The sequence below is a fragment of the Micromonospora sp. NPDC049049 genome, from assembly GCF_040649115.1.
In the GTDB taxonomy this organism is placed as follows: Bacteria; Actinomycetota; Actinomycetes; order Mycobacteriales; family Micromonosporaceae; genus Micromonospora.
On the sequence record NZ_JBEZEX010000017.1, the window covers coordinates 120,265 to 141,333 of the forward strand.

The 21,069-nt window shown below is 72.4% G+C and carries 20 protein-coding genes and 1 pseudogene; 15 read left to right on the forward strand and 6 right to left on the reverse strand.

What is annotated here, in order from left to right; translation table 11 throughout:
• The first annotated feature begins 49 nt into the window (after positions 1-49).
• Entirely contained in the window at positions 50-1,150 is a 1,101-nt protein-coding gene (locus AB0B68_RS19045; RefSeq protein ID WP_357198924.1) for a D-alanine--D-alanine ligase family protein, read from the forward strand.
• A 55-nt stretch (positions 1,151-1,205) separates the two neighbouring features.
• On the opposite strand, the gene AB0B68_RS19050 is transcribed toward AB0B68_RS19045, so the two are convergent.
• Both AB0B68_RS19050 and AB0B68_RS19055 read right to left on the reverse strand, forming a co-directional pair.
• Positions 1,206-1,889: a DUF3515 family protein gene (locus tag AB0B68_RS19050; protein ID WP_357198927.1), complete on the reverse strand. Its 684-nt coding sequence runs from the start codon at positions 1,887-1,889 to the stop codon at positions 1,206-1,208.
• A 9-nt stretch (positions 1,890-1,898) separates the two neighbouring features.
• Positions 1,899-2,132, reverse strand: coding sequence for an Lrp/AsnC ligand binding domain-containing protein (locus AB0B68_RS19055; protein WP_030487446.1), 234 nt, complete (start codon positions 2,130-2,132; stop codon positions 1,899-1,901).
• Positions 2,133-2,228: 96 nt separating this feature from the next.
• Between AB0B68_RS19055 and AB0B68_RS19060 the strand changes: the two genes are divergently transcribed.
• Complete coding sequence (locus AB0B68_RS19060) at positions 2,229-3,218, forward strand: thiamine-phosphate kinase (protein WP_357198930.1); 990 nt, start codon at positions 2,229-2,231, stop codon at positions 3,216-3,218.
• 29 nt (positions 3,219-3,247) lie between these two features.
• Complete coding sequence (locus AB0B68_RS19065; RefSeq protein WP_357198933.1) at positions 3,248-3,709, forward strand: GNAT family N-acetyltransferase; 462 nt, start codon at positions 3,248-3,250, stop codon at positions 3,707-3,709.
• A gap of 135 nt (positions 3,710-3,844) precedes the next feature.
• Here AB0B68_RS19065 and rpmB read toward each other — a convergent pair whose 3' ends face one another.
• Positions 3,845-4,036 (reverse strand): 50S ribosomal protein L28, encoded by a 192-nt coding sequence (gene rpmB / locus AB0B68_RS19070; protein WP_011905179.1) that lies wholly within the window; start codon positions 4,034-4,036, stop codon positions 3,845-3,847.
• 386 nt (positions 4,037-4,422) lie between these two features.
• Here rpmB and AB0B68_RS19075 point away from each other — a divergent pair, with 386 nt between their 5' ends.
• Both AB0B68_RS19075 and recG read left to right on the forward strand, forming a co-directional pair.
• Positions 4,423-6,036, forward strand: coding sequence for a DAK2 domain-containing protein (locus AB0B68_RS19075; RefSeq protein ID WP_357261425.1), 1,614 nt, complete (start codon positions 4,423-4,425; stop codon positions 6,034-6,036).
• Positions 6,033-8,231, forward strand: a complete 2,199-nt coding sequence (gene recG, locus AB0B68_RS19080; RefSeq protein WP_357261428.1) for an ATP-dependent DNA helicase RecG — start codon at positions 6,033-6,035, stop codon at positions 8,229-8,231. The genes AB0B68_RS19075 and recG overlap by 4 nt, the downstream gene beginning before the upstream one ends.
• A gap of 175 nt (positions 8,232-8,406) precedes the next feature.
• Here the strand turns inward: recG and AB0B68_RS19085 are convergent, their stop codons facing one another.
• Positions 8,407-9,594 carry an LPXTG cell wall anchor domain-containing protein gene (locus AB0B68_RS19085; RefSeq protein WP_357198943.1) on the reverse strand — a complete coding sequence of 396 codons (1,188 nt, stop codon included), beginning with the start codon at positions 9,592-9,594 and terminating at the stop codon, positions 8,407-8,409.
• A gap of 397 nt (positions 9,595-9,991) precedes the next feature.
• Here AB0B68_RS19085 and rsmD point away from each other — a divergent pair, with 397 nt between their 5' ends.
• The 9 genes and pseudogenes from rsmD to AB0B68_RS19130 all read left to right on the forward strand — a co-directional run bounded on the left by rsmD (position 9,992) and on the right by AB0B68_RS19130 (position 17,997).
• The gene (rsmD, locus tag AB0B68_RS19090) at positions 9,992-10,555 is read left to right on the forward strand and encodes a 16S rRNA (guanine(966)-N(2))-methyltransferase RsmD (protein ID WP_357226031.1); all 564 of its coding nucleotides are present in this window, start codon (positions 9,992-9,994) and stop codon (positions 10,553-10,555) included.
• Entirely contained in the window at positions 10,552-11,034 is a 483-nt protein-coding gene (coaD, locus tag AB0B68_RS19095) for a pantetheine-phosphate adenylyltransferase (protein ID WP_357261432.1), read from the forward strand. Before rsmD ends, coaD begins: the two co-directional genes overlap by 4 nt.
• 251 nt (positions 11,035-11,285) lie before the next feature.
• The gene (locus tag AB0B68_RS19100) at positions 11,286-11,783 is read left to right on the forward strand and encodes a hypothetical protein (protein WP_355005267.1); all 498 of its coding nucleotides are present in this window, start codon (positions 11,286-11,288) and stop codon (positions 11,781-11,783) included.
• Positions 11,784-11,892: 109 nt separating this feature from the next.
• Positions 11,893-12,456: a YceD family protein gene (locus AB0B68_RS19105; RefSeq protein ID WP_357261435.1), complete on the forward strand. Its 564-nt coding sequence runs from the start codon at positions 11,893-11,895 to the stop codon at positions 12,454-12,456.
• A 5-nt stretch (positions 12,457-12,461) separates the two neighbouring features.
• Positions 12,462-12,635 (forward strand): 50S ribosomal protein L32, encoded by a 174-nt coding sequence (rpmF, locus tag AB0B68_RS19110; protein ID WP_030335284.1) that lies wholly within the window; start codon positions 12,462-12,464, stop codon positions 12,633-12,635.
• A gap of 114 nt (positions 12,636-12,749) precedes the next feature.
• Positions 12,750-13,733: a phosphate acyltransferase PlsX gene (locus tag AB0B68_RS19115; RefSeq protein WP_357261438.1), complete on the forward strand. Its 984-nt coding sequence runs from the start codon at positions 12,750-12,752 to the stop codon at positions 13,731-13,733.
• Positions 13,730-14,437, forward strand: a pseudogene (gene rnc, locus AB0B68_RS19120) (ribonuclease III); the annotation flags it as partial. The gene AB0B68_RS19115 and the pseudogene rnc, both read left to right, overlap by 4 nt.
• Before the next feature lie 262 nt (positions 14,438-14,699).
• Positions 14,700-15,557: a bifunctional DNA-formamidopyrimidine glycosylase/DNA-(apurinic or apyrimidinic site) lyase gene (gene mutM, locus AB0B68_RS19125; RefSeq protein ID WP_357198951.1), complete on the forward strand. Its 858-nt coding sequence runs from the start codon at positions 14,700-14,702 to the stop codon at positions 15,555-15,557.
• A 220-nt stretch (positions 15,558-15,777) separates the two neighbouring features.
• Entirely contained in the window at positions 15,778-17,997 is a 2,220-nt protein-coding gene (locus AB0B68_RS19130; protein WP_357198954.1) for an MMPL family transporter, read from the forward strand.
• Between the two features lie 210 nt (positions 17,998-18,207).
• Here the strand turns inward: AB0B68_RS19130 and AB0B68_RS19135 are convergent, their stop codons facing one another.
• Together AB0B68_RS19135 and AB0B68_RS19140 are read right to left on the reverse strand one after the other, a co-directional pair.
• Entirely contained in the window at positions 18,208-18,978 is a 771-nt protein-coding gene (locus tag AB0B68_RS19135) for an endo alpha-1,4 polygalactosaminidase (protein ID WP_357201544.1), read from the reverse strand.
• A gap of 188 nt (positions 18,979-19,166) precedes the next feature.
• On the reverse strand, positions 19,167-20,330 hold the full coding sequence (locus AB0B68_RS19140) for a CAP domain-containing protein (RefSeq protein ID WP_357201547.1): 1,164 nt from the start codon (positions 20,328-20,330) through the stop codon (positions 19,167-19,169).
• A gap of 372 nt (positions 20,331-20,702) precedes the next feature.
• Here AB0B68_RS19140 and AB0B68_RS19145 point away from each other — a divergent pair, with 372 nt between their 5' ends.
• Complete coding sequence (locus AB0B68_RS19145; protein WP_030487463.1) at positions 20,703-20,897, forward strand: hypothetical protein; 195 nt, start codon at positions 20,703-20,705, stop codon at positions 20,895-20,897.
• The last annotated feature ends 172 nt before the right edge of the window (positions 20,898-21,069 follow it).

Genomic DNA, 21,069 nt, shown 5'->3' on the forward strand with positions numbered 1-21,069 from the left:
CCACCGGCGAGCACGACCAGCCGCAGTCGCGTACGAAGAGGTGACCGGAGTGACCACCCCAGGCAAGACCCGCGTGGCGATCGTCTTCGGCGGACGCAGCCCGGAGCACGGCATCTCCTGCGTCAGCGCCGGCAGCGTGTTCGGCGCACTCGACCCGGACGAGTTCGAGGTGGTGCCGGTGGGCATCACCCGGGCCGGCCAGTGGGTGCTGACCAACGGAGACCCCGCCCAGCTCGCGATCAACGCCCGTCAGCTGCCGGAGATCACCGCCGACTCGGGCGACGACATCGTGCTGCGCGCCGACCCCACCGGTAACGGACTGATGGTGCTCGACCCGACCGAGGGCCCCCGGGCGCTGGCCGACGTGGACGTGGTCTTCCCGGTCCTGCACGGCACCTACGGCGAGGACGGCACGATCCAGGGCATGCTGGAGATGGCCGGCATCCCCTACGTCGGGGCGAACGTGTTCGCCTCCGCGGCCGCCATGGACAAGGAGTTCACCAAGAAGCTCTGTGCCGTCGAGGGCATCCCGGTCGGCACGTACGCCGTGCTGCGCAACGGCATGACGCTCAGCGAGCAGGACAAGGAGCGGCTCGGCCTGCCGGTCTTCGTCAAGCCGTCCCGGGCCGGTTCGTCGTTCGGCGTCAGCAAGGTCACCGACTGGGCCGAGCTTGATGCGGCGGTCGCCGCCGCCCGGCAGTTCGACCCGAAGGTCATCATCGAGGCGGCGATCGTCGGCCGCGAGATCGAGTGCGGTGTGCTGGAGGGCGAGGCCGGTGGCACGCCCGAGGCGTCCGTGCTGGCCGAGGTGCGGGTCGTCGCCGACCACGACTTCTACGACTTCGAGGCGAAGTACCTCGACGACTCCTGCGAGTACGACATCCCGGCCGACCTGCCGGAGAAGGTGACCCGCCAGGTGCAGGAGTACGCGGTCCGCGCGTTCACCGCGCTGGACTGCGCCGGTCTCGCCCGGGCCGACTTCTTCGTCACTCCCGAGCTGGACGTCTACCTCAACGAGATCAACACGATGCCCGGCTTCACCCCGACGTCGATGTTCCCGCGGATGTGGGCGGCCTCCGGCCTGGAGTACCCGAAGCTGGTCAACAGGCTGATCCGTACCGCCCAGCGGCGCGGCGTCGGCCTGCACTGAGCCGTCCGAACCCCGCCCGCGCCGGCTGACCGGCGCGGGCGTAGTCGGTTCGGGTTCAGCGCTGGCAGCCGGACGGGATCGCGCCGCCGGAGGGCACGCTCGCCACGATCGTGCTGGAAATCGTCGGCAACCACTGCAACGGCTGCTCGTACGAGCGCGGGACGCGCACCGTGATCAGCGTCTCCCGGTCGACGGTGGAGAGGACCGCCGCGTCGGCCTGATCGGCCAGGTGCCAACAGACCCCGTTTACCGTCCAGACCTCGTCGGTGCTGGGAAAGGTCGGCTCGGTGCCGCCGCAGGCCACGGTGAGCGCGGGGTCGCCGTAGGCGGCGTTCTGCTCCGGGCCGGCGGTGACCGGCCGCTGGGCCAGGTCGCGGATGCTCGCCGGAAGCTGCGAGAGCAGGGCCCGGCAGACAGTGGCCGGGCGGGCGGCCAGCGCCGGGGCGGCCATCTCCACCGGGGTGGTGGACTGCACCCGGGCGGTGGTCGCGGAGGGCGTCGGCGCTGCGGCCGGCGCGTCCGGGCTGAGCTTGCTGAAGGCCAGCACGGCCACCAGCAGCGTGATCGGCAGCGCGATCACCGTGGCCAGCAGGGCCGCGCCACGCATGGTCCGATCACGGCCGGCCGGCGCGGCGGCGGCGGGATCGGTCGACTCGCGGTTACCGTCAGCCGGCTCGGACGTCCCGTCGGCCGCGTCGCGTGCCCCGCCGTCGTCCAGAGCCGAGGAGGAGGTCGTCATCTCGTCCACTTACAGCCGCACCACCGAACACGTGAGGGTGCGGGTGATGCCGGGCACCATCTGCACCTTGCTGACGATGAGTTTGCCGAGCTCGTCGACCGTGTTCGCCTCGGTGAGGACGACCACGTCGTACGGCCCGGTGACGGCGTCGACGCGTACCACGCCGGGGATGTCCGCGATGAGACCCGCCACGTCACGTGCGCGGCCGACCTCGGTCTGGATGAGGATGTACGCCTGTACCACGACTCGACCTCCGTCCGTCGCCGCCCGGGAGCGGCCCGAAGGGTGAAACTACCTTACGGACCAGGTCTGATCCCTATCGGTGGTCAAGGAGCAGCGGTGAGCGAGCACGGCGGGGCCGGGCAGCACGGGCGGAACACCCGCGGTGGCGTCGGGGTGTCCGGGATCGGGGAGTTCGGGTTGATCGGGCGAATCACCGCCCGGCTGTCGTACGGGCCGACGACCCTGCTCGGCCCGGGCGACGACGCGGCGGTGGTGGCCGCGCCGGACGGCCGGGTGGCGGCCTCCACCGACGTGCTGGTCGACGGGCGGCACTTCCGACGGGACTGGTCCTCGGCCCGCGACGTCGGGCACCGGGCGGCAGCCGCCAACCTGGCGGACATCGCGGCGATGGGTGCCACGCCGACCGCCCTGCTGGTCGCTCTCTGCATGCCGGCGGACCTGGACACCGCCTGGGCGGAGGAGTTGGCCGACGGGCTCTCCGCGGAGGCCGCGACGGTCGGCGCGAGCGTCGTCGGCGGGGACATGTCGGCCAGTCCCACCCTGACCGTCGCGGTCACCGCGCTGGGCGACCTGGCGGGCCGTCCGCCCGTGCTGCGCTCGGGCGCCCGACCGGGGGACGTGCTCGCTCTGGCCGGGCGCACCGGGTATGCGGCAGCCGGGCTGACAGTGCTGACCCGGGGCTTCCGTACGCCCCGGCTGTTGGTGGAGGCGTACCGGCGGCCGCAGGTGCCCTACCAGGCCGGCCCGCAAGCCGCCCAGCTCGGCGCCACCTCCATGATCGACGTGTCGGACGGGCTCCTCGCCGACCTCGGGCACGTCTCGGCGGCCAGCGGGGTGGCGATCGACGTGCGCCGCGACGGGTTCGAGGTGCCCCGGCAGATGGCCGACGCGGCGCAGGCGCTCGGCGTCGACCCGTACACCTGGATCCTCGCCGGTGGCGACGATCACGCGCTGGCCGCGACCTTCCCCCCGGCGGTGGCGTTGCCGCCGGGCTGGCGGCCGATCGGTCTGGTCACCGACGGTGCCGGCGTGACGGTCGACGGTGTCGCCTACGACGGCCCGGCTGGCTGGGACCACTTCCGGTGAGGCCCGCGCGCGGCCGTACCCTGGATACCGTGAGTGAGATCGAGATCCGGGCGGTGCGGTTCGACGCACCGGTGGCGCAGCACCTGATCCATGCCGCACTGGCCGACCTCGGTGCCCGTTACGGCGGCACCGGCGACGACACCCCGGTGGACGCGGCCGAGTTCGAGCCGCCCGACGGCGCGTTCCTGGTGGCCTACCTGGCCGGTGAGCCGGTCGGCTGCGGTGGCTGGCGCAGCCACGGCGCGGACAGTGCGGAGCTGAAGCGGATGTACACGGCTCCGGCGGCACGGGGGCAGGGGGTGGCCCGCGCGGTGCTGGCGGCCGTCGAGCGCTCCGCCCGCGAGCAGGGTCGCAAGCGGGTGGTCCTGGAGTGCGGCGACAAGCAGCCCGAGGCGATCGCCATGTACGGCTCCGCCGGATACGAACGGATCCCGAACTTCGGCTTCTACAAGGACGCGGAGGGCTGCGTCTCCTTCGGCCGTACCCTCTGACCTGCTCGCCGGGCCCGGACTGGCTGGTGTGCCGGGCCCGGCCGGTGTGCGGCGTCGTCAGCCCGGGAACACGACAGAGCCGGCGGACCCTCGGGGTCCGCCGGCTGAGCCGAACGAAAGGTGGGTGCTACCGCGTCAGGCGCGGGTGACCTTGCCGGCCTTGATGCACGAGGTGCAGACCTTCAACTTCTTGGTGTTGCCGCCACCGGCCGGGGTACGCACCGACTGGATGTTCGGGTTCCAGCGGCGGTTGGTCCGCCGGTGCGAGTGGGACACGTTGTGGCCGAAGCCCGGTCCCTTGCCACAGACGTCGCACACGCTAGCCACGGGATACTCCTGGGATTGATACGTTCATGAGGTCGCCGGCAGGTGCTGCCCGGGCAACCTGGTCAGGTTACCCGATGACTCGCCGACCCGGCCAACCGGCCCGGTCCGGCGCTCGCCCGTGCCCCGGCTCACGCCTGGTCGTGGGCCCGTCCGCCCTGCGGTGGGCCGGCCCGGCGGCAAGGGTACCGGAGGCGCTCGTCCCCGCTGCGGCCAGCGCCGCCCGGGCCCCGCGAGAGCCTGCGGCCTACGCCGCCCGGGGCCCGCGAGAGACTGCGGCCCGCGCCGCCCGGGGCCCGCGAGAGACTGCGGCCCGCGCCGCCCGGGCCCCGGGAGGACACGCCGGACGAGTCCGACGGGTGTCGGTGCGCGCCAGTAGGCTTCTGCCCGTGCTGGACACCCTCGACGCCGCCGCGGTCCGCCGCTGGTGCGCGAGCGGGCTGGCCGCACTGAAGCGCCACCAGGGCGAGATCGACCAGCTCAACGTCTATCCGGTGCCCGACGGCGACACCGGCACCAACCTGGTGCTCACCCTCACCTCGGCGCAGCAGGCCCTCGCCATGGATCTGGACACTCTCCCGCACAGCGGGCCGACAGCGCACGGGCACGCGCTGCGGCTGATGGCCCAGGGCGCGCTGCTCGGCGCGCGGGGAAACTCCGGGGTGATCCTCTCGCAGATCCTGCGTGGTCTCGCCGACCACGTCGCCGGGGTGCCGGCGGTGCGTGGCCGGGAGTTCGCCGCCGCGCTGCGCTCCGGCACCACCGCCGCGTACACGGCGGTCTCCCGGCCGGTCGAGGGCACCCTGCTCACCGTGATCTCGGCCGCCGCCGTCGCGGCCGAAGGCGCGGACAGCGACGACCTGCCGGCGGTGGCCGGCGTCGCGGCCCGGGCGGCGGCCGAGGCGCTCGCCCGCACCCCGGAGCAGTTGCCGGCGTTGGCCCGCGCTGGTGTGGTCGACGCCGGTGGCCGGGGGCTCTGCGTGCTGCTCGACGCCCTGGTCGAGGTGCTGACCGGGGAGAGCGCCGCCCGGCCCGCACCGGCACCGCGCTCCGCCCGCCCGGCGGCCACCGTCGCCCGCGAGACCGGTTCGGACGAGTACGCGTACGAGGTGCAGTTCCTGCTCGACGCCAGCGCCGAGGCGGTCGACGGGTTGCGGCGGGCCCTCGACGCCCTGGGAGACTCGCTGGTCGTCGTCGGCGACGGGCGTGAGCCGGAAGGCACCTGGAACGTGCACGTGCACGTCAACGACGTGGGCGCGGCGGTGGAGGCGGGTGTCGCCGCCGGCCGCCCGTACCGCATCTCGGTCACCCGTTTCGCCGACCAGCCGGAGTCGCCCTCGGGCCCGGTGGTGGCCGGCCGGGCCGCGGTGGTGGTGGCCACCGGTGGCGGCATCGCCGACCTGTTCGCCGCGGAGGGCGCGACCGTCGTGCCGGGCAACCCGTCCACCGGTGAGTTGCTGGACGCCGTCCGCAGCACCGGCGCGGCCCGCGTGGTGGTGCTGCCCAACGACGCCAACACCGAGGCGGTGGCGAGCGCCGCCGCCCGTGAGGCCCATCGACACGGCATCAAGGTGAGCGTGGTGCCGACCCGCTCGCCGGTGCAGGCACTGGCGGCGCTCGCGGTCCGCGACGGTGACCGCCGTTTCGAGGACGACGTGATCGCGATGGCCGAGGCGGCTGGGGCCTGCCGGTACGCCGAGGTCTGCCATGCCAGCCGGGAGGCGCTGACCGTCGCCGGCCCGTGCCGTCCCGGTGACGTGCTGGCGCTGGTGGAGGGGGAGGTGCACCTGATCGGCACCGACCTCACCGACACCTGCGCGGCGGTGGTCGACCGGATGCTCGGTGGTGGCGGCGAGATGGTCACCCTACTGGCCGGGGTGGACGCTCCGGCCGGGCTCACCGACGCCGTCCGCGCGCACGTCGCGCGACGCTGGCCGTTCGTCGAGGTGCACGCGTACCCGGGCGGCCAGCCGTTTTATCCGCTCCTGGTAGGGATCGAATGAGCGAACCAGCCACCGTGGACACTCCGCTGAAGAAGCTGGTCGGGGACAAGACAGCAAAGGCGCTGGCCTCGCACCTCGACCTGCACACCGCGGGTGACCTGGTCTACCACTTCCCCCGTCGCTACGACGAGCGCGGTGAACACACCGACATCCGCTCACTGGACGTCGGTGAGCAGGTCACCGTCATGGCCCAGGTGCAGCGCACCACTGTGCGCCCGATGCGTCAGCGACGGGGCAACCTGCTGGAGGTGACCGTCGGCGACGGCTCCGGCGGGGTGCTGACCTTGACCTTCTTCGGCAACCAGGCGTGGCGGGAGCGCGAGCTGCGCCCGGGCCGGTGGGGTCTGTTCGCCGGCAAGGTCACCGAGTTCCGCAGCAAACGGCAGCTCAACGGCCCGGAGTACGTCCTGCTCGGTGAGGGTGGCGACGGCGAGGCGGCGCTCAGCGACGACATCGAGGAGTTCGCCGGGGCGCTGATCCCGGTCTACCCGGCCGCCGCGGCCGTACCGACCTGGGTGATCGCGCGCTGCGTGCGCGTCGTACTGGACACGTTCACCCCGCCGGACGATCCACTGCCGAGCGCCGTGCGGGCCAGCCGCAAGCTGGTCGGGCTGGGCGTCGCGCTGACCGAGATCCACCGGCCGTCCAGCAAGGAGGCGCTGCACCAGGCGCGGCGGCGCCTCAAGTGGGACGAGGCTTTCGCCGTCCAGGTGACCCTGGTGCAGCGCAAGCACCGGGCTGCCGACTGGCCGGCCCGGCCCCGCCCGGCGCGCCCGGACGGGCTGTTGGAGGCCTTCGACGCCCGACTCCCGTACGAGCTGACGGCCGGTCAGCGGGAGGTCGGTGTGGAGATCGCTGCTGACCTGGCCACTCCGCACCCCATGCACCGCCTGTTGCAGGGCGAGGTGGGCTCGGGCAAGACGGTGGTGGCGCTACGGGCGATGCTCCAGGTTGTCGACGCGGGTGGGCAGGCCGCGCTGCTGGCGCCCACCGAGGTGCTGGCCGCCCAGCACCACCGCGGCATGCTCGACCTGCTCGGGCCGCTCGGGCGGGCCGGTGAGCTGGGCTCCGCCGAGCATGCCACCCGGGTCGAGCTGGTCACCGGCTCGCTCGGCGCGGCGGCCCGCCGCCGGGCGCTCGGCGAGGTGGCCAGCGGTGCCGCCGGCATCGTGCTCGGCACCCACGCCCTGCTCTACGAGGGGGTCGACTTCGCCGACCTCGGCCTGGTGGTGGTTGACGAGCAGCACCGCTTCGGCGTGGAGCAACGCGATGCCCTGCGTGCCAAGGCCGACCAGCCGCCGCACGTGCTGGTGATGACGGCCACCCCGATCCCGCGCACTGTGGCGATGACCGTCTACGGCGACCTTGAGGTCTCCACGCTCTCCCAGCTGCCCCGGGGGCGGTCGCCGATCGCCTCGCACGTGGTGCCGGCCGCCGAGAAGCCCGCCTACCTGGATCGGGCCTGGCGTCGGCTGCGCGAGGAGGTGGCCGCCGGCCACCAGGCGTACGTGGTGTGCCCGCGGATCGGGGACGGGCCGACCAGCGACGAGGAGCCGCCAGCCGAGGACGACAACGGCCGTCGGCCGCCGCTGGCGGTGACCGAGGTTGCCCCGCTGCTGGCCGAGGGTCCGTTGCTCGGCCTGCGGATCGGGGTGCTGCACGGTCGCCTGCCGGCCGACGAGAAGGACGCGGTGATGCGTTCCTTCGCGGCCGGTGACCTGGACGTGCTGGTGGCGACGACAGTGATCGAGGTCGGCGTGGACGTGCCGAACGCAACAGTGATGATCGTGCTGGACGCCGACCGGTTCGGTGTGTCCCAACTGCACCAGTTGCGGGGCCGGGTCGGCCGGGGTGCCGCCGCCGGGCTGTGCCTGCTGGTCAGCGAGGCAGCCGAGGGTTCGTCGGCGCGGGAACGGTTGGACGCTGTGGCGTCCACGAGCGACGGTTTCAAGCTCGCCGAACTGGACCTGGAGCAACGCCGCGAGGGCGACGTGCTGGGTGCCACCCAGTCCGGGCGCCGCTCGCACCTGCGGTTGCTGTCCCTGCGGCGCGACGCCGACCTGATCCGCGACGCCCGCGCCGAGGCGATCACCCTGATCGAGGACGACCCGGAGCTGGCCCGCAGCCCGGCACTGGCCGCGTCGGTGGCCGCACTGGTGGACGAGGACCGCGCGGAGTACCTGGAGAAGGGCTGATCAGGCGCCGGGCTGCGCCGGCTGATGATCGACTCGGCTTTCATGAAACCGGGGTATCCCGCCGACGGGGATACCCCGGGTTCAGTGATGTCGAGTCGATCACGCAGGCCACTACATGGTTGAGGGCGCGCCGACCGGGTGGTCGACGCGCCCTCAACTGTCAGAGCGGGTTGTCTCAGGCGGTGAAGCGAACCCGACGACGACGGGCCACCACGAACAGGGCGGCACCGGCGGCCAGCAGCACCACGGCGCCGGCGATGATTCCGCCAGTGGCGGCACCGGTCAGCGGCAGAGCCGGCTCGTCCTTACCGCCACCCTGACCCGGGGTGCAGTCGGCCGGCTTCTCCCAGGCGATCGGGCTGGTGTCGTCGAGGCCCTCGGCCGCCGGCGTCACGGTCAGACCCTCGAACGCCTCGAACTCGACGACCACGGTCTTGCCCGGCTCGACGGTCCGCTTCTGCGCCTCACCCTTGTTCGGGGTCAGGGTCACCTCGAAGGCCTTGCCGTCCTCCGGGTTGGCGAAGCCGAAGATCAGCTTGTCGCAGGTGGACTCGTAGCCGGCCTGGGGCTCGCCCGGCTTGACGCAGTCCTCGGGGGTCGCCCAGGTGTAGGGCTCGCCGACCGGCTTGTCACCCTCGCTGACGGTGATCTCGCCGGCCTTGGCCGGAACCACGATGTCCTTCTTGCTCTCGCCCGGCTTGACGGTGTACGTCTCCGAGAAGCCCTTGGCCTTGACGGTGAGCTTGGCCTCGGTCGTGGCGTCCGCGCCGTTGGCGAGCGTCACCGTGACGGCGCCCTCACAGTCGGAGGCGAAGCTGGCGGTGGGGATGGACACCGCCGGCGGGGTCGTCGGCGGGGTGCTCGGCGGGGTGCTCGGGGTGGCGCTCGGCGTCGGCTCCGGCGACGGGCTGGCCGGCGGCTCATCCGTCTCGCAGGTGCCCTCGAACGTCACCTTCGCCGTGCGCGCGTTCTTCTCGGGGTAGCCGTCGTCCCAGCGGGCCTTCACGGCGAGGGTGGCCTCGGTGGCCGAGCCGGGCACCCGCTGCACGCCGGTGATCGGCGTGTTGACGTCGTACGGGTAGGAGGACTTGTCCGATGCCGCCACGATGTTGGTCACGGTGGTGTTGGCGGGGGTGAGCTCGACGCTCGCCAGCTGGAAGCTCTTCGAGGAGTAGTGGTAGACGCTCTTGACGGTCCAGTTCACCACCCACTCGCCGGTGGTGGTGTCACAGACCGCCTGGCCGCTCGGCTCGGTGTAGTGGGCGCTCGCGGGGCTCGCGATGACGCCGACGCCGGCGATGCCGATCAACGCGCCCGCGGCGATGGCCGCGACGCGCCGGAACGGAGACTTGGGAGGGTTCACGCCTGCTCCTGGTGAGGGGGGTACGGATCGCGTGGCGGAAGGCCGGGAGGCATCGTGACCGGGCAGTCACTGCTCACCGGGGCGTCGCGCGACGCGGTGGTGTTCCCGCGGCGAAAGCGGGGACAGGGGGAGACTGTACTGATGGGTGGTTAATGAGGGGAGTTCAGATCATTGCCATCCGGCAATGTAGTTGATTCGTGATCTTTGATATACCGAAGGTGTCGATCCGGTCACTGGGGACGGCCCGCGCCGCCCGGGCTCCACGATGGACGCCGTGCCGTTGGGGCTGCTCAGGTGCCCCCTGTCGTCGCTGGCCGGCCCGCTCCTCGGATCCGCGCCGTGCTGACCGGGTCCGCGCCGCATCGCGTAGCGTCGCGGGCATGAGCAGGAGGAAACGGTGACCCGGATCGTGGCCGGGACGCTCGGTGGCCGGCGGATCGCCGCGCCACCCGGCGCCGGCACCCGACCCACCTCGGACCGGGTTCGGGAGGCGCTGTTCAGTGCCGTCCAGGCCGCTGTCGATCTCGACGGTGCCCGCTTCGCGGATCTGTACGCCGGCTCCGGCGCGGTCGGGCTGGAGGCGCTCTCCCGAGGTGCCCGGCACGTGTTGCTGGTCGAGTCCGACCCGCGGGCGGCCCGGGTGATCCGGGAGAACGTGACGGCCCTCCGTGCGGGTCCGGCGGCCCGTCTGGTCACCGGCAAGGTGGCGACGGTGCTGGCCGCCGGACCGGACGACGGGCCGTACGACGTGGTCTTCGCCGATCCGCCGTACGCAGTGCCGGACGAGGAGATCACCGCGCTGTTGGCCGCGCTGGTCGACGGCGGTTGGCTGGCGCCCGACGCGTTGGTGGTGGTGGAGCGGTCCCGCCGCACCAGGGAGTTCGACTGGGTGGAAGGGATCACCGCCGAGCGCAGTCGCCGTTACGGCGAGACCACCCTTTGGTACGGTCGCCGATCATGAGACGTGCGGTGTGCCCCGGTTCGTTCGATCCGGTCACCAACGGACACCTCGACATCATCGGGCGGGCCAGTCGGCTCTTCGACGAGGTGATCGTCGGTGTGCTGGTGAATCAGTCGAAGAGTGGCCTGTTCACCGTCGAGGAGCGCATCGAGATGCTCCGCGAGGTGACCTCGTCGTACGGCAACGTGCGGGTCGAGTCGTTCCGAGGGCTGCTGGTGGACTTCTGCCGGGCGCAGCAGGCCAGTGTGCTGATCAAGGGCCTGCGGGCGGTCAGCGACTTCGACTACGAGTTGCAGATGGCCCAGATGAACATCGGTCTGGCCGGCGTCGAGACGCTTTTCATGCCGACCAACCCGCTCTACTCGTTCCTCTCGTCGAGCCTGGTGAAGGACGTGGCCAAGTGGGGTGGCGACATCTCCGCCCACGTCCCCGACCCGGTCCGCGAAGCCCTCCAGGCCCGCCTGGGCCCCCGCCACTGAACGGACCCTGACTCCCCTCCACCTTCGCGATCTTGCACTTGCGGTGCCCGCATCGCCTGTTTCGGCATGGTTTGACGTGACCGAAAGTGCAAGATCGGCGCGGTGGGAGCTGCGGGTGACTATGTCGCGACTCGCCGGGTTGGGGTGAGTGGGGCGGCGGTGGGGCCGGCACGACATGATTGGTGGCGCGGGGAACGGCCGTAGCCCGCATCATGGAGGTCGGCCGACGAACGACAGGAGTGAGGTAGCCGGTGGACCCGCTCGATCGCATCGAAGAACTGATCGCCATCCTGGAGCAGGCCCGCTCCGTCCCGATGTCGCGCAACAACTGCATGGTCGACCGGGGTGAGATGATCGCTGCCCTCGATGAGATGCGTGCCGATCTCCCCGCCGACCTGCGTCGCGCCGCCGCGCTCCTGGAGGAGCGGGACAAGATCATGGACGCCGGCAAGCGCGAGGCGGACCGGATCATCAGCGAGGGTGAGGCAGAACACGCCCGCCTGGTCTCGGTGAACGAGATCACCGTGTCGGCCGAGCACGAGGGCGCCCGGATCATCGGTGAGGCCCGCGCCGAGGCGCAACGCCTGCGTGAGGAGGTCGACGACTACGTCGACACCGCGCTGGCCAACTTCGAGCAGTTCCTCACCCGGGCGCTGGCCTCGATAGAGCGCGGCCGGGACAAGATGCACGCGCTGCGGGAGATCGGCACCTTCGCTGGGGATGAGGCGGAACGCCCGCTACCCTTCTGAGCGGCACCTCACCAGCCGACTTCTCAGGCGGGCGTCGCCCCCGGTTCGACGGTCGGGCGGTCGTCCAGGTAACCTTTTTTGTCGGCCTCTCACCGGCCGGAGTCTAACTATGCCCAAGCGCTCGCCATCGACACTCAACCCCAAGGCGCCGCTGGTCCTCGACACGAGGGACCTGCCGCGTCGCCCTGGCGCGTTGCGTGAGGTCCAGCGGGTCGTGCCGGCACCGGCGGACCTCGGTGTGGAGTTGATCGGCGTGCCGGAGGGCGCGGACCTCGACCTCGATCTGAGGTTGCAGTCGGTGTCCGAGGGCGTGCTCGTCTCCGGGACCATCACCGGTCCCATCCGGGGCGAGTGCGGCCGTTGCCTGCGCGAGATCAACGACTCGATGGGCGTGACGATCCAGGAGCTGTACGCGTACGAGGACAGCACCACGGACGCCACGACCGACGAGGACGAGGTGGGCCGGATGCAGGGCGATCTGATCGACCTGGAGCCGGCGCTGCGGGACGCGTTGGTGCTCACGCTGCCGACCAACCCGCTCTGCCGGGAGGACTGCCCAGGACTGTGCCCTGAATGCGGGGCGCACTGGGACGATCTGCCGGCCGACCACAGTCACCAGCAGATCGACCCGCGTTGGGCGGGCCTGTCGCAACTGACCGTTACAGAGGAGTAAGAACCGTGGCCGTCCCGAAGCGCAAGATGTCGCGCAGCAACACCCGGTCCCGCCGGGCGAACTGGAAGGCGACAGTGGTTGCGACCGTCGCGTGCCCGCAGTGCAAGTCCCCGAAGCTGCCGCACGCCGCCTGCTCCGTCTGCGGCACCTACAACGGCCGCCAGGTTCTCGAGGTCTGACCTGGACGCCGAGTGACGCCCCCGACCCCAGGTCGGGCGGCGCGCGCATCCTGGCATTCGCCCGGTGCCCCGGCTCCCTCCGACGCCGGCCGGCCCAGTCCGGCCGGCGTTCCGGTGGAGCCGGGCGCCGCGCGGATCGCCGTTGACCTCCTCGGCGGGGACGACGCTCCCGCCGTCGTGGTTGACGGCGCTCTGCGGGCCATGCGCGCCGACCCCGACCTGCATCTGCTTCTCGTCGGTCCGACCGAGGTCGCCGACGAGCTGATTGCTGCCCTCGATCCCGTGCAACGCGCCCGGATCACGGTGCGGCCCGTCCGCGATGTCGTCGGCATGGCCGACCATCCCAGCGCCGCCCGCTCCGAGAGCACCGTCCGGGCCGCGGTCACCGCCGTCCGGGACGGGACCGCCGACGCCCTGGTCTCCGCCGGCGCCACCGGCGCCACCGTCACCGCGGCCGTACTCGGCCTCGGCCGTTCGCCGGAGATCCGCCAACCCGCGCTGGCCGCCACCCTACCCGCCGTGGCGGGGCCGGTCGTGTTGCTCGACGTCGGCGGCTCCCTGGAACCCCGCCCGGCCACCCTCGCCCGCCACGCCGTGCTCGGCGCCGCCTACGCGGCGGTGGCCCACTCGATCGCCGCGCCCCGGGTCGGACTGCTCTCGGTCGGCACCGAGGCCGGCAAGGGCGACCGGGTCCGCCGCGCCACCGACCCCCTGCTCGCCGTCGAACCGCTGCCCGGCGGGGCGCGCTACGTCGGCCTGGTCGAGGGGTACGACGTGGCCCTCGGCGCGCGCGCCGATGTGGTCGTCACCGACGGCTTCACCGGTAACGTGCTGCTCAAGGCCATTGAGGGCGCGTACGCGATGGCCGGCGGCCCACCTGCCCAGGGCGGCGCGCCCCGCGCGGCGGCCCTGCTGGGCGTCGCGGGGACGGTGGTCGTCTGTCACGGGTCCGCCCGCGCCGACGACGTCGCCTCCGGCATAGCTCTCGCCGCCCACCTGTGGCGGCGGCGCGCCACCGATCTGGTCACCGCGTTGCTCGACCGCGACGCCGCGACCGGTCGCACCGACCGCTCCACCGACACCGAGGTACGCACATGAGCAACGACAAGCGGCGGCGGGCGTCCGTCGGTCACCTGGAAGCCGCCTTCGGAGTGAGCCTGGAACCCGAGCTGCTCCAGCGCGCGTTGACCCACCGGTCGTACGCGTACGAGAACGGCGGGCTGCCGACCAACGAGCGGCTGGAGTTCCTGGGCGACTCGGTGCTCGGCGTGGTGATCACCACGGCGCTGTTCCACAACCACCCGGACCTGCCCGAGGGACAGCTGGCCAAGCTGCGGGCCAGCGTGGTCAACATGCGGGCGCTCGCCGACGTGGCCCGCGGTCTGGGCCCGGACGGCCTCGGCGCGTACCTGCTGCTCGGCAAGGGTGAGGAGACGACCGGTGGCCGGGACAAGGCGAGCATCCTCGCCGACACGCTGGAGGCGCTGCTCGGCGCGATCTACCTCCAGTACGGCCTGGACACCACGGGGATCGTCATCCACCGGCTCTTCGACCCGCTGATGGCCGAGTCGGCCGGTCGTGGGGCCGCACTGGACTGGAAGACCAGTCTCCAGGAGTTGACGGCCGCGCTCGGTCTCGGCGTACCGGAGTACCGGATCGAGGGCACCGGCCCGGACCACCTCAAGACGTTCACCGCCTGGGTGGTGGTTGCCGGCAACCGGTACGGCGGCGCGGAGGGGCGCAGCAAGAAGGAGGCCGAGCAGCGGGCCGCCGAGGCCGCCTGGCGGACGCTCGCCGAGCAGAACGGCCAGAACGGCCAGAACGGCGACGGCAGCCAGGGTGGTCAGAACGCCGACGGCGGCCAGCGTGGTCCGGTCGCCGACGATCGTCAGGACCAGCCGGCCGACCGGGACGACTCGGCCGACCGGGACGACTCGGCCGACCGCGGCGAGCCGTTCGGGCCGCTGGAGAGCGCCGAGCGGGCGGCGGAGGCCGAGCAGGCCGACCACCTGGCGCAGGCGCTGCCGGCCGGGGGCGCCGACGGCCACGAGACGGGCCGCCCGCGTGCCTGAGCTGCCCGAGGTGGAGACCGTCCGGCAGGGGGTGGCCCAGTGGGTCGTCGGCCGCCGGATCGCCTCGGTCGAGGTTCGTCATCCGCGTGCGGTCCGCCGGCACGCTCCCGGCGACGTGCACTTCGCCGACGTGCTCGCCGGCCGGACGGTGCTCGACGCCCGCCGTCGCGGCAAGTACCTGTGGCTGCCACTGGACAGCGGTGACGCGATCGTCGGGCACCTCGGCATGTCGGGTCAGCTGCTGCTCCAGCCACCCGGCACGACGGACGAGACCCACCTTCGGGTCCGGTTCCGCTTCAGCGACGACGGCCCGGAGCTGCGCTTCGTCGACCAGCGCACGTTCGGCGGGCTCTCGGTGAGCGAGGGCGGCGCCGAGTTGCCCGACGAGATCGCGCACATCGCCCGCGACCCGATGGACCCGGAGTTCTCCGACGAGGCGTTCGTCGCGGCGCTGCGCCGCCGGCACACCGAGGTGAAGCGCGCGCTGCTCGACCAGACCCTGATCTCCGGGGTGGGCAACATCTACGCCGACGAGGCGCTCTGGCGCGCCAAGCTGCACGGCGGCCGACCGACCGACGCGTTGACCGGCCCGGCCGCGCAGCGTCTGCTCGGCCACGTCCGCGACGTGCTGGCCGAGGCGATCAGCGAGGGCGGCACCAGCTTCGACGCCCTCTACGTGAACGTCAACGGCGAGAGTGGCTACTTCGACCGGGCGCTCAACGCCTACGGCCGCGAGGGCGAGCCGTGCCGCCGGTGTGGCGCGCCGATCCGCCGCGAGGCGTTCATGAACCGGTCCTCGTACAGTTGCCCGCACTGTCAGCCACGGCCCCGGGGTGCCCTTCGGGGATGACCCGGAGCCGGCTCGGGGCGATGCCGGCGGGTCGCGGCCCGTCGCTCGGGGCAGGCCCCCGGTGTACGTCCGAATCGCGGGCCGATGTCCCGCGAACGCACCCCCGCGCCCGGTCCGCTGGTTCCAGGGTGAGCCCAGGTCGATCCCCGATGTGACCGCCTCGTCACGCACCTAGCGTCAGCACCGTTGACAGGGGGTTGACGTGACAGGGGGACCCGAGATGGGCAGAAGACCGGTGACGGTGCGGCTGGCGCGGTGGAGCGCCGAGCACCCGTGGCGGGCGATCGCACTGTGGGCCGTGTTCGTGGCGGTGTGCTTCGTCGGCGGCAACGCCGCCGGACTCAACGAGGCCACCAGCGGTGACCAGGCGATCGGCGAGGCAGGGCGGGCCGGCCTGATCGTCGACGCCGCTAACTTCGACGACCCGGCCGTGGACAACGTCCTCATCACCTCCCGGGGTGGCGCGTTGGACCCGGCGGCGGCGAAGTCGGCGGCCGACGACGCGGCGGCCCGGCTGCGTACGGTCACCGGGGTTGCCGGGGTGGGCCAGCCGGTCACCGCGCGGGACGGCTCGGCGCTGCTGCTGCCGATCACCATGTCGGGTGACCCGGAGACGGCCTCGGAGCGGGTGCAGCCGTTGCGGGACGCCACCGCCTCCGTGCAGGCCGCGCACCCCGGGCTTCGCGTCGAGCAGGTCGGCGGACCGTCGATCGGTCAGGCCCTCGACGACACCCTGGGCAAGGACTTCAAGCGCGCCGAGCTGCTCAGCCTGCCGGTGACCCTGGCGATCCTGATCATCGCCTTCGGCGCGCTGATCGCGGCGAGCGTGCCGGTGCTGCTGGCCCTCTCCTCGGTCGCCGCCGCGATGGGTCTGTCCACTCTCGCCTCGCACCTGGTGCCGGCCACCGACACCACGGCACCGGTGATCCTGCTGATCGGCATGGCGGTCGGCGTCGACTACTCGCTGTTCTACATCCGTCGAGAGCGGGAGGAACGCGCCAAGGGTCGGTCCGGTCTGGACGCGGTGGAGATCGCCGCGGAGACCTCCGGGCACGCCGTCGTGGTCTCCGGCTTCGCGGTGATCATCTCGATGGCCGGGCTGCTGCTTGCCGGCGACGTGGTCTTCTCGTCCCTCGCCATCGGCTCGATCCTCGTGGTGGCCGTCGCGGTGACCGGTTCACTGACGGTCCTGCCCGCCCTGCTGGCCCGGCTCGGCCGTTGGGTGGACCGGCCCCGGGTGCCGCTGCTCTGGCGACTGACCGCGCCGCGTACCGGCCGGCACGGCGAGCCCCGCGCGCCCCGGCTGTGGCCGGCGGTGCTCAGGCCCGCGCTGCGCGCGCCGGTGGCGACGCTCATCATCTCGGTCGGGCTGCTCCTCGCGCTGGCCGCGCCGGCGCTCGGCATGAAGCTGAAGTTCCCCGGCATGGAGGACCTGCCCCGCACGACTCCGGCAATGCAGGCGTACGACCGGCTCACCACCGCCTTCCCGAGCGCCGGCACCAATCACGTGGTGGCCGTCCGGGCGCCCGCCGACCAGGCCGATCGGGTACGCACCGCCCTCACCGGCCTGTCCACCCGGGCGGCTGCCGATCCGCTGTTCGCCCCGGCCGAGGCGGACGGCCCGAAGATCGAGGTGTCGGCCGACCGGCGGGTCTCGGTGCTGGACGTCCCCACCCCGTACGCCAGTCGGGACGACCGTTCGGTGCAGTCGTTGGAGAAGCTGCGCGGGGACCTGGTCCCGGCCGAACTGCGGGGCATCCCCGGCATCGAGTACGCGGTGGGCGGGAGCGTCGCCGACAGCGAGGACTACGCCCAGCACGTCCGGGACAAGTTGCCGCTGGTCATGGGCTTCGTGCTGGTGCTGACCTTCCTGGTCATGACGTTCACCTTCCGGTCGGTGGTGATCGCGGCAAGCTCGATCGTGCTGAACCTGCTGTCCGCCGGTGCCGCGTACGGCCTGCTGGTGCTGATCTTCCAGGGCGAGTGGGCGCAGGGACTGCTCGGCTTCACCTCGATGGGCGCGATCGTGTCCTGGCTGCCGCTGTTCCTGTTCGTGGTGCTCTTCGGCCTCTCGATGGACTACCACGTCTTCGTGGTCAGTCGGATCCGCGAGGGCGTCCGGTCCGGCCTGCCCAACCGCGACGCCGTGTCGTACGGGATCACGTCGTCGGCCGGGGTGGTGACCAGCGCGGCGATCGTGATGGTCGGGGTCTTCTCGATCTTCGCGACGCTGAGCACGATCGACATGAAGCAGCTCGGCATCGGTCTGGCGGCGGCCATCCTGCTGGACGCCACCATCATCCGGGGCGTGGTGCTGCCGGCGTTGATGACCATGCTCGGCGACGCCAACTGGTGGGCCCCGCAATTCCTGCGCCCCCGCCCGGCCCCCGCCCCCACCGACCCGCCGTCCTCCGCCCCAGAGCTGGTCCCAGTGCCCTAACCACCCGCCCCGCCCCGCCCCGCGCCCGCGCCCCGCGCCCCGCGGCCCTGCCCTCGCCGCCCTCCAGCCCGTCGATCTTGCAGTTTCTGTCGCGGCGAAGCGGGGCCATCCCGGCAAACCGGCAACCGAAAGTGCAAGATCGCGGGGCTGGGGCTGGGGCTGGGGCTGGGGCTGGGGCTGGGCGGGGCGGGGCGCGGGTGGGCCGGGGGGTTAGGGGAGGGGGCAGGGTTCGCGGGATGCGTCGAGGGCGCGGTCCTTTCGGATGGACGCGAAGCCGTAGCCGACGGTGGTGACACAGAAGTCGTCGGTCGAGCCGGTGTACTCGACGTGGAAGACCGGCTTGCCGGCGTCGCTGAACGGCAGCAGTTTGGCGCACTGGGCCAGCCGGACACACTCCTCGTTGACGGCGAAGTCGAAGTCCGGGGCCAGCGCGGCGAGCTGGGGCACGTCGTTGACCAGCCCCGGGGAGAGACTCAGCGAGCGGGCCAGCTCGGCCAGCCGGCGGTTGAACAGCAGTTGGTCGTCGAAGTCGAGCGCAAAGCCGGAGCGCGCCGCGTACCCATCGGCGTCGAAGAGCGCCACCGCGCCGAAGCCCTTGCCCCGGCAGAGCCGGAACCGGTCGGTCAGCACCGGCCGGAGTGCGTCCCAACTCCGGACGTCCAGCCACCGGCTGTCGGGTCGACGCCCGGCCGCGCCCCGGACGACCTCGGGAAACCGGCTGGCGTCCGGGTCGTCGGAGCGGACCGATCCCACGTTCACCTGGCAGATCAGCCGGCGGTCCCGGGAGCGCAGGTCGGCGGTCTGTGCGGCGGTGGTGGCCACCGGGTCGAGGAGGAAGACGTGGGCGTCCACCGCCGGGTCGAGCGGGCCACTGAGCTGCCACTGCCACTGCCAGTGCCGGGCCTGCGCCGCCGGCCACGCGGTGGGCGCCCCGGGCGGGGTCAGCGCGGGCCGGCACCCGTACGCCGGCAAGACCAGCATCAGCGCGACGCTGGCGGACAGGACACGGCGCACTGGGCGTACGGCGACGCGTCGCCGCGGCCGGATCCGCATCGGCAGCTCCCGGGTCCCGGGCGGCCGGTCGCCGCCCGCACCGGTACGCGGCCCCCACGCTCCGGCCCGACGTACCTCACCGGGTCAACGAGCGCGGGGGCGGGAACGACGCGCGGTCAGCGCGGCGCCGCGAAGACCTGCGTCCAGTACGGTCCGTTGCTGTTGGCGATGCCGACGCCGATCTCGGTGAACGCGCAGTTCAGGATGTTGGCCTTGTGACCAGAGCTGTTCATCCACGCGTCCATCACCGCGGCCGGGGTCTGCTGGTTCCAGGCCACGTTCTCGCCGTACGTGCGCCAGGTGTAGCCGACCCGGTCCAGCCGGGTGCCGGCGTTGCTGCCGTCGCTGCCGGTGTGCGACATGTTCTTGTTGTCGGCCTGGTCCTGGCTGTGCCGCTGGGCGGCCGTCATCAGCTTGGTGTTGATGCTCAGCGCCTTGCAGCCGGCCTTGGCCCGCTCGGCGTTGACCAGGTCCACCACCTCGCGGGCCTGGGCGCTGACGGTGCCGCTGGAGCCGCTGGTGCCGGTGGAGCTGCCGGTGTTGCTCGGCGCGGTGCTGCGCTGGACGCTCCGGCGCGAAGCGGCGGTGCTCCGCGACGACGCTGGTGTGGGCTTGACGACCTTGGTCGGCGACGGGCTCGGAGAAGCCGGGCTGGGGATGGTCGACGGAGAGGGTGCGGCGAGGGTGTCCAGCGCCGGCTCTTCGGTGGGCGCGGCCGACGTCGCGAAGGAGTCGTCGACGGCCGTCTGCTGAGCGGCCCCGTCGTCACCGCCGGGCAGGGTGAGCGCGCCGACGCCGAAGCTCACCACGAGGGTGGCGGCCGCGGCGGCCCCCCCGATCATCAGTGGCCGGCGCCAGCGGCGTGGGGAGCGGTGCCGTCCCTCGCCGGGCCGGCTGGTCTCGGCGGTGCCGTGCCAGCCGTCGGTGGTCTCCGGGTCGGTGTCGGTGTGCCAGCCGCCGGGCACCTCGGCGCGTCGTCCGCCGGTGGTGTCCTGGGCCGGGCGGCTGTCGCCCCAACCGTGGGTCTCGCCGTCCGGCTGGTAGGCCCCCCAGGCGGCGGTGTGGGCGTCGGCCTCCTCGGCGGGGATCGCCGGGTCCGGTAGCCGGCCGTCGGTGGGCTGCTCCCGGTGCCACTCGTCGCCCGGCTGGCCGGGTTCGTCGCCAAAGAGATAGGCCGAGCGGGGCTCCGGGCGGTCGTGCAGCCAGGCCGGCTCGTCGGTCGGCCCTCCGGCGCGCCGGGGGGCGCCGTTGGGGTCCATCGGATCGGTCCAGCCGTACACGCCTATGCCTCCACGGGTCGGTTGCGGGCCGGGCTGACGCTACGGCGCGCCTACGAGCTGCGGCAACGTGGCTAAGAAAGAGTTAAGGGGAAGTGGGACACGAGGGTGCTGACTTCCGCGGATCCGGGCGTACAGTAAAGGTGTCCGGACAGAGAGTGTCCGTGCCTTGCGGCAGCCCCCCGGCAAGTGGACAGGTCGACGTGGAGATGATCTACGGCCTGCGAGAACTTGACGAAGGAGGGGTTTGCGGCTCAATATATAGGTGTCGCCAGTCGCGCCCGGTCATGCCCAGATACAGCCTGGAATGACAGCCGCGTACAAATGGGCGCGCGTTTGGCCGGCCTTTCCGGCAGCGCATATCAAGGAGTCAGCATGGCGAAGGCCCTCTACGGCCACGTAGGTGCAGCGCCCGACCGGCGTCTGCTCGACGAGGTCACCCGACTGCGTTCCAGGGTTCAGGCGCTGGAGTTCGAGATCACGCGTCTGCGTGCCGACAATGATCGGCTCGCGGCGGCTGCGGCGGAGGCGGACGATCTTCTCCGTCTGGCCGAGCCGGCGTTGACCTGATCTTCACGTCGCACAAAACTGAATCGCACCACCGCAAAAATGCGCGCCGACACCTCAGTGCCGGCGCGCAACACTGTCCGGCACCTTTTCGGCGCCGACGATTCATGATCTTGCAGCCGATCGTGCGGGAAGCGCGCCGCACAGTTACCGAAAAGCAAGTCGGCGGATAAGC

Coding starts and splice junctions, on each gene's coding strand:
- AB0B68_RS19105 (WP_357261435.1), top strand. CDS start 11,893: ATGCCCAAGCGCTCGCCATCGACACTCAACCCCAAGGCGCCGCTGGTC.
- AB0B68_RS19145 (WP_030487463.1), top strand. CDS start 20,703: ATGGCGAAGGCCCTCTACGGCCACGTAGGTGCAGCGCCCGACCGGCGT.
- AB0B68_RS19050 (WP_357198927.1), bottom strand. CDS start 1,889: ATGACGACCTCCTCCTCGGCTCTGGACGACGGCGGGGCACGCGACGCG.
- recG (WP_357261428.1), top strand. CDS start 6,033: ATGAGCGAACCAGCCACCGTGGACACTCCGCTGAAGAAGCTGGTCGGG.
- coaD (WP_357261432.1), top strand. CDS start 10,552: ATGAGACGTGCGGTGTGCCCCGGTTCGTTCGATCCGGTCACCAACGGA.
- AB0B68_RS19135 (WP_357201544.1), bottom strand. CDS start 18,978: ATGCTGGTCTTGCCGGCGTACGGGTGCCGGCCCGCGCTGACCCCGCCC.
- AB0B68_RS19130 (WP_357198954.1), top strand. CDS start 15,778: ATGGGCAGAAGACCGGTGACGGTGCGGCTGGCGCGGTGGAGCGCCGAG.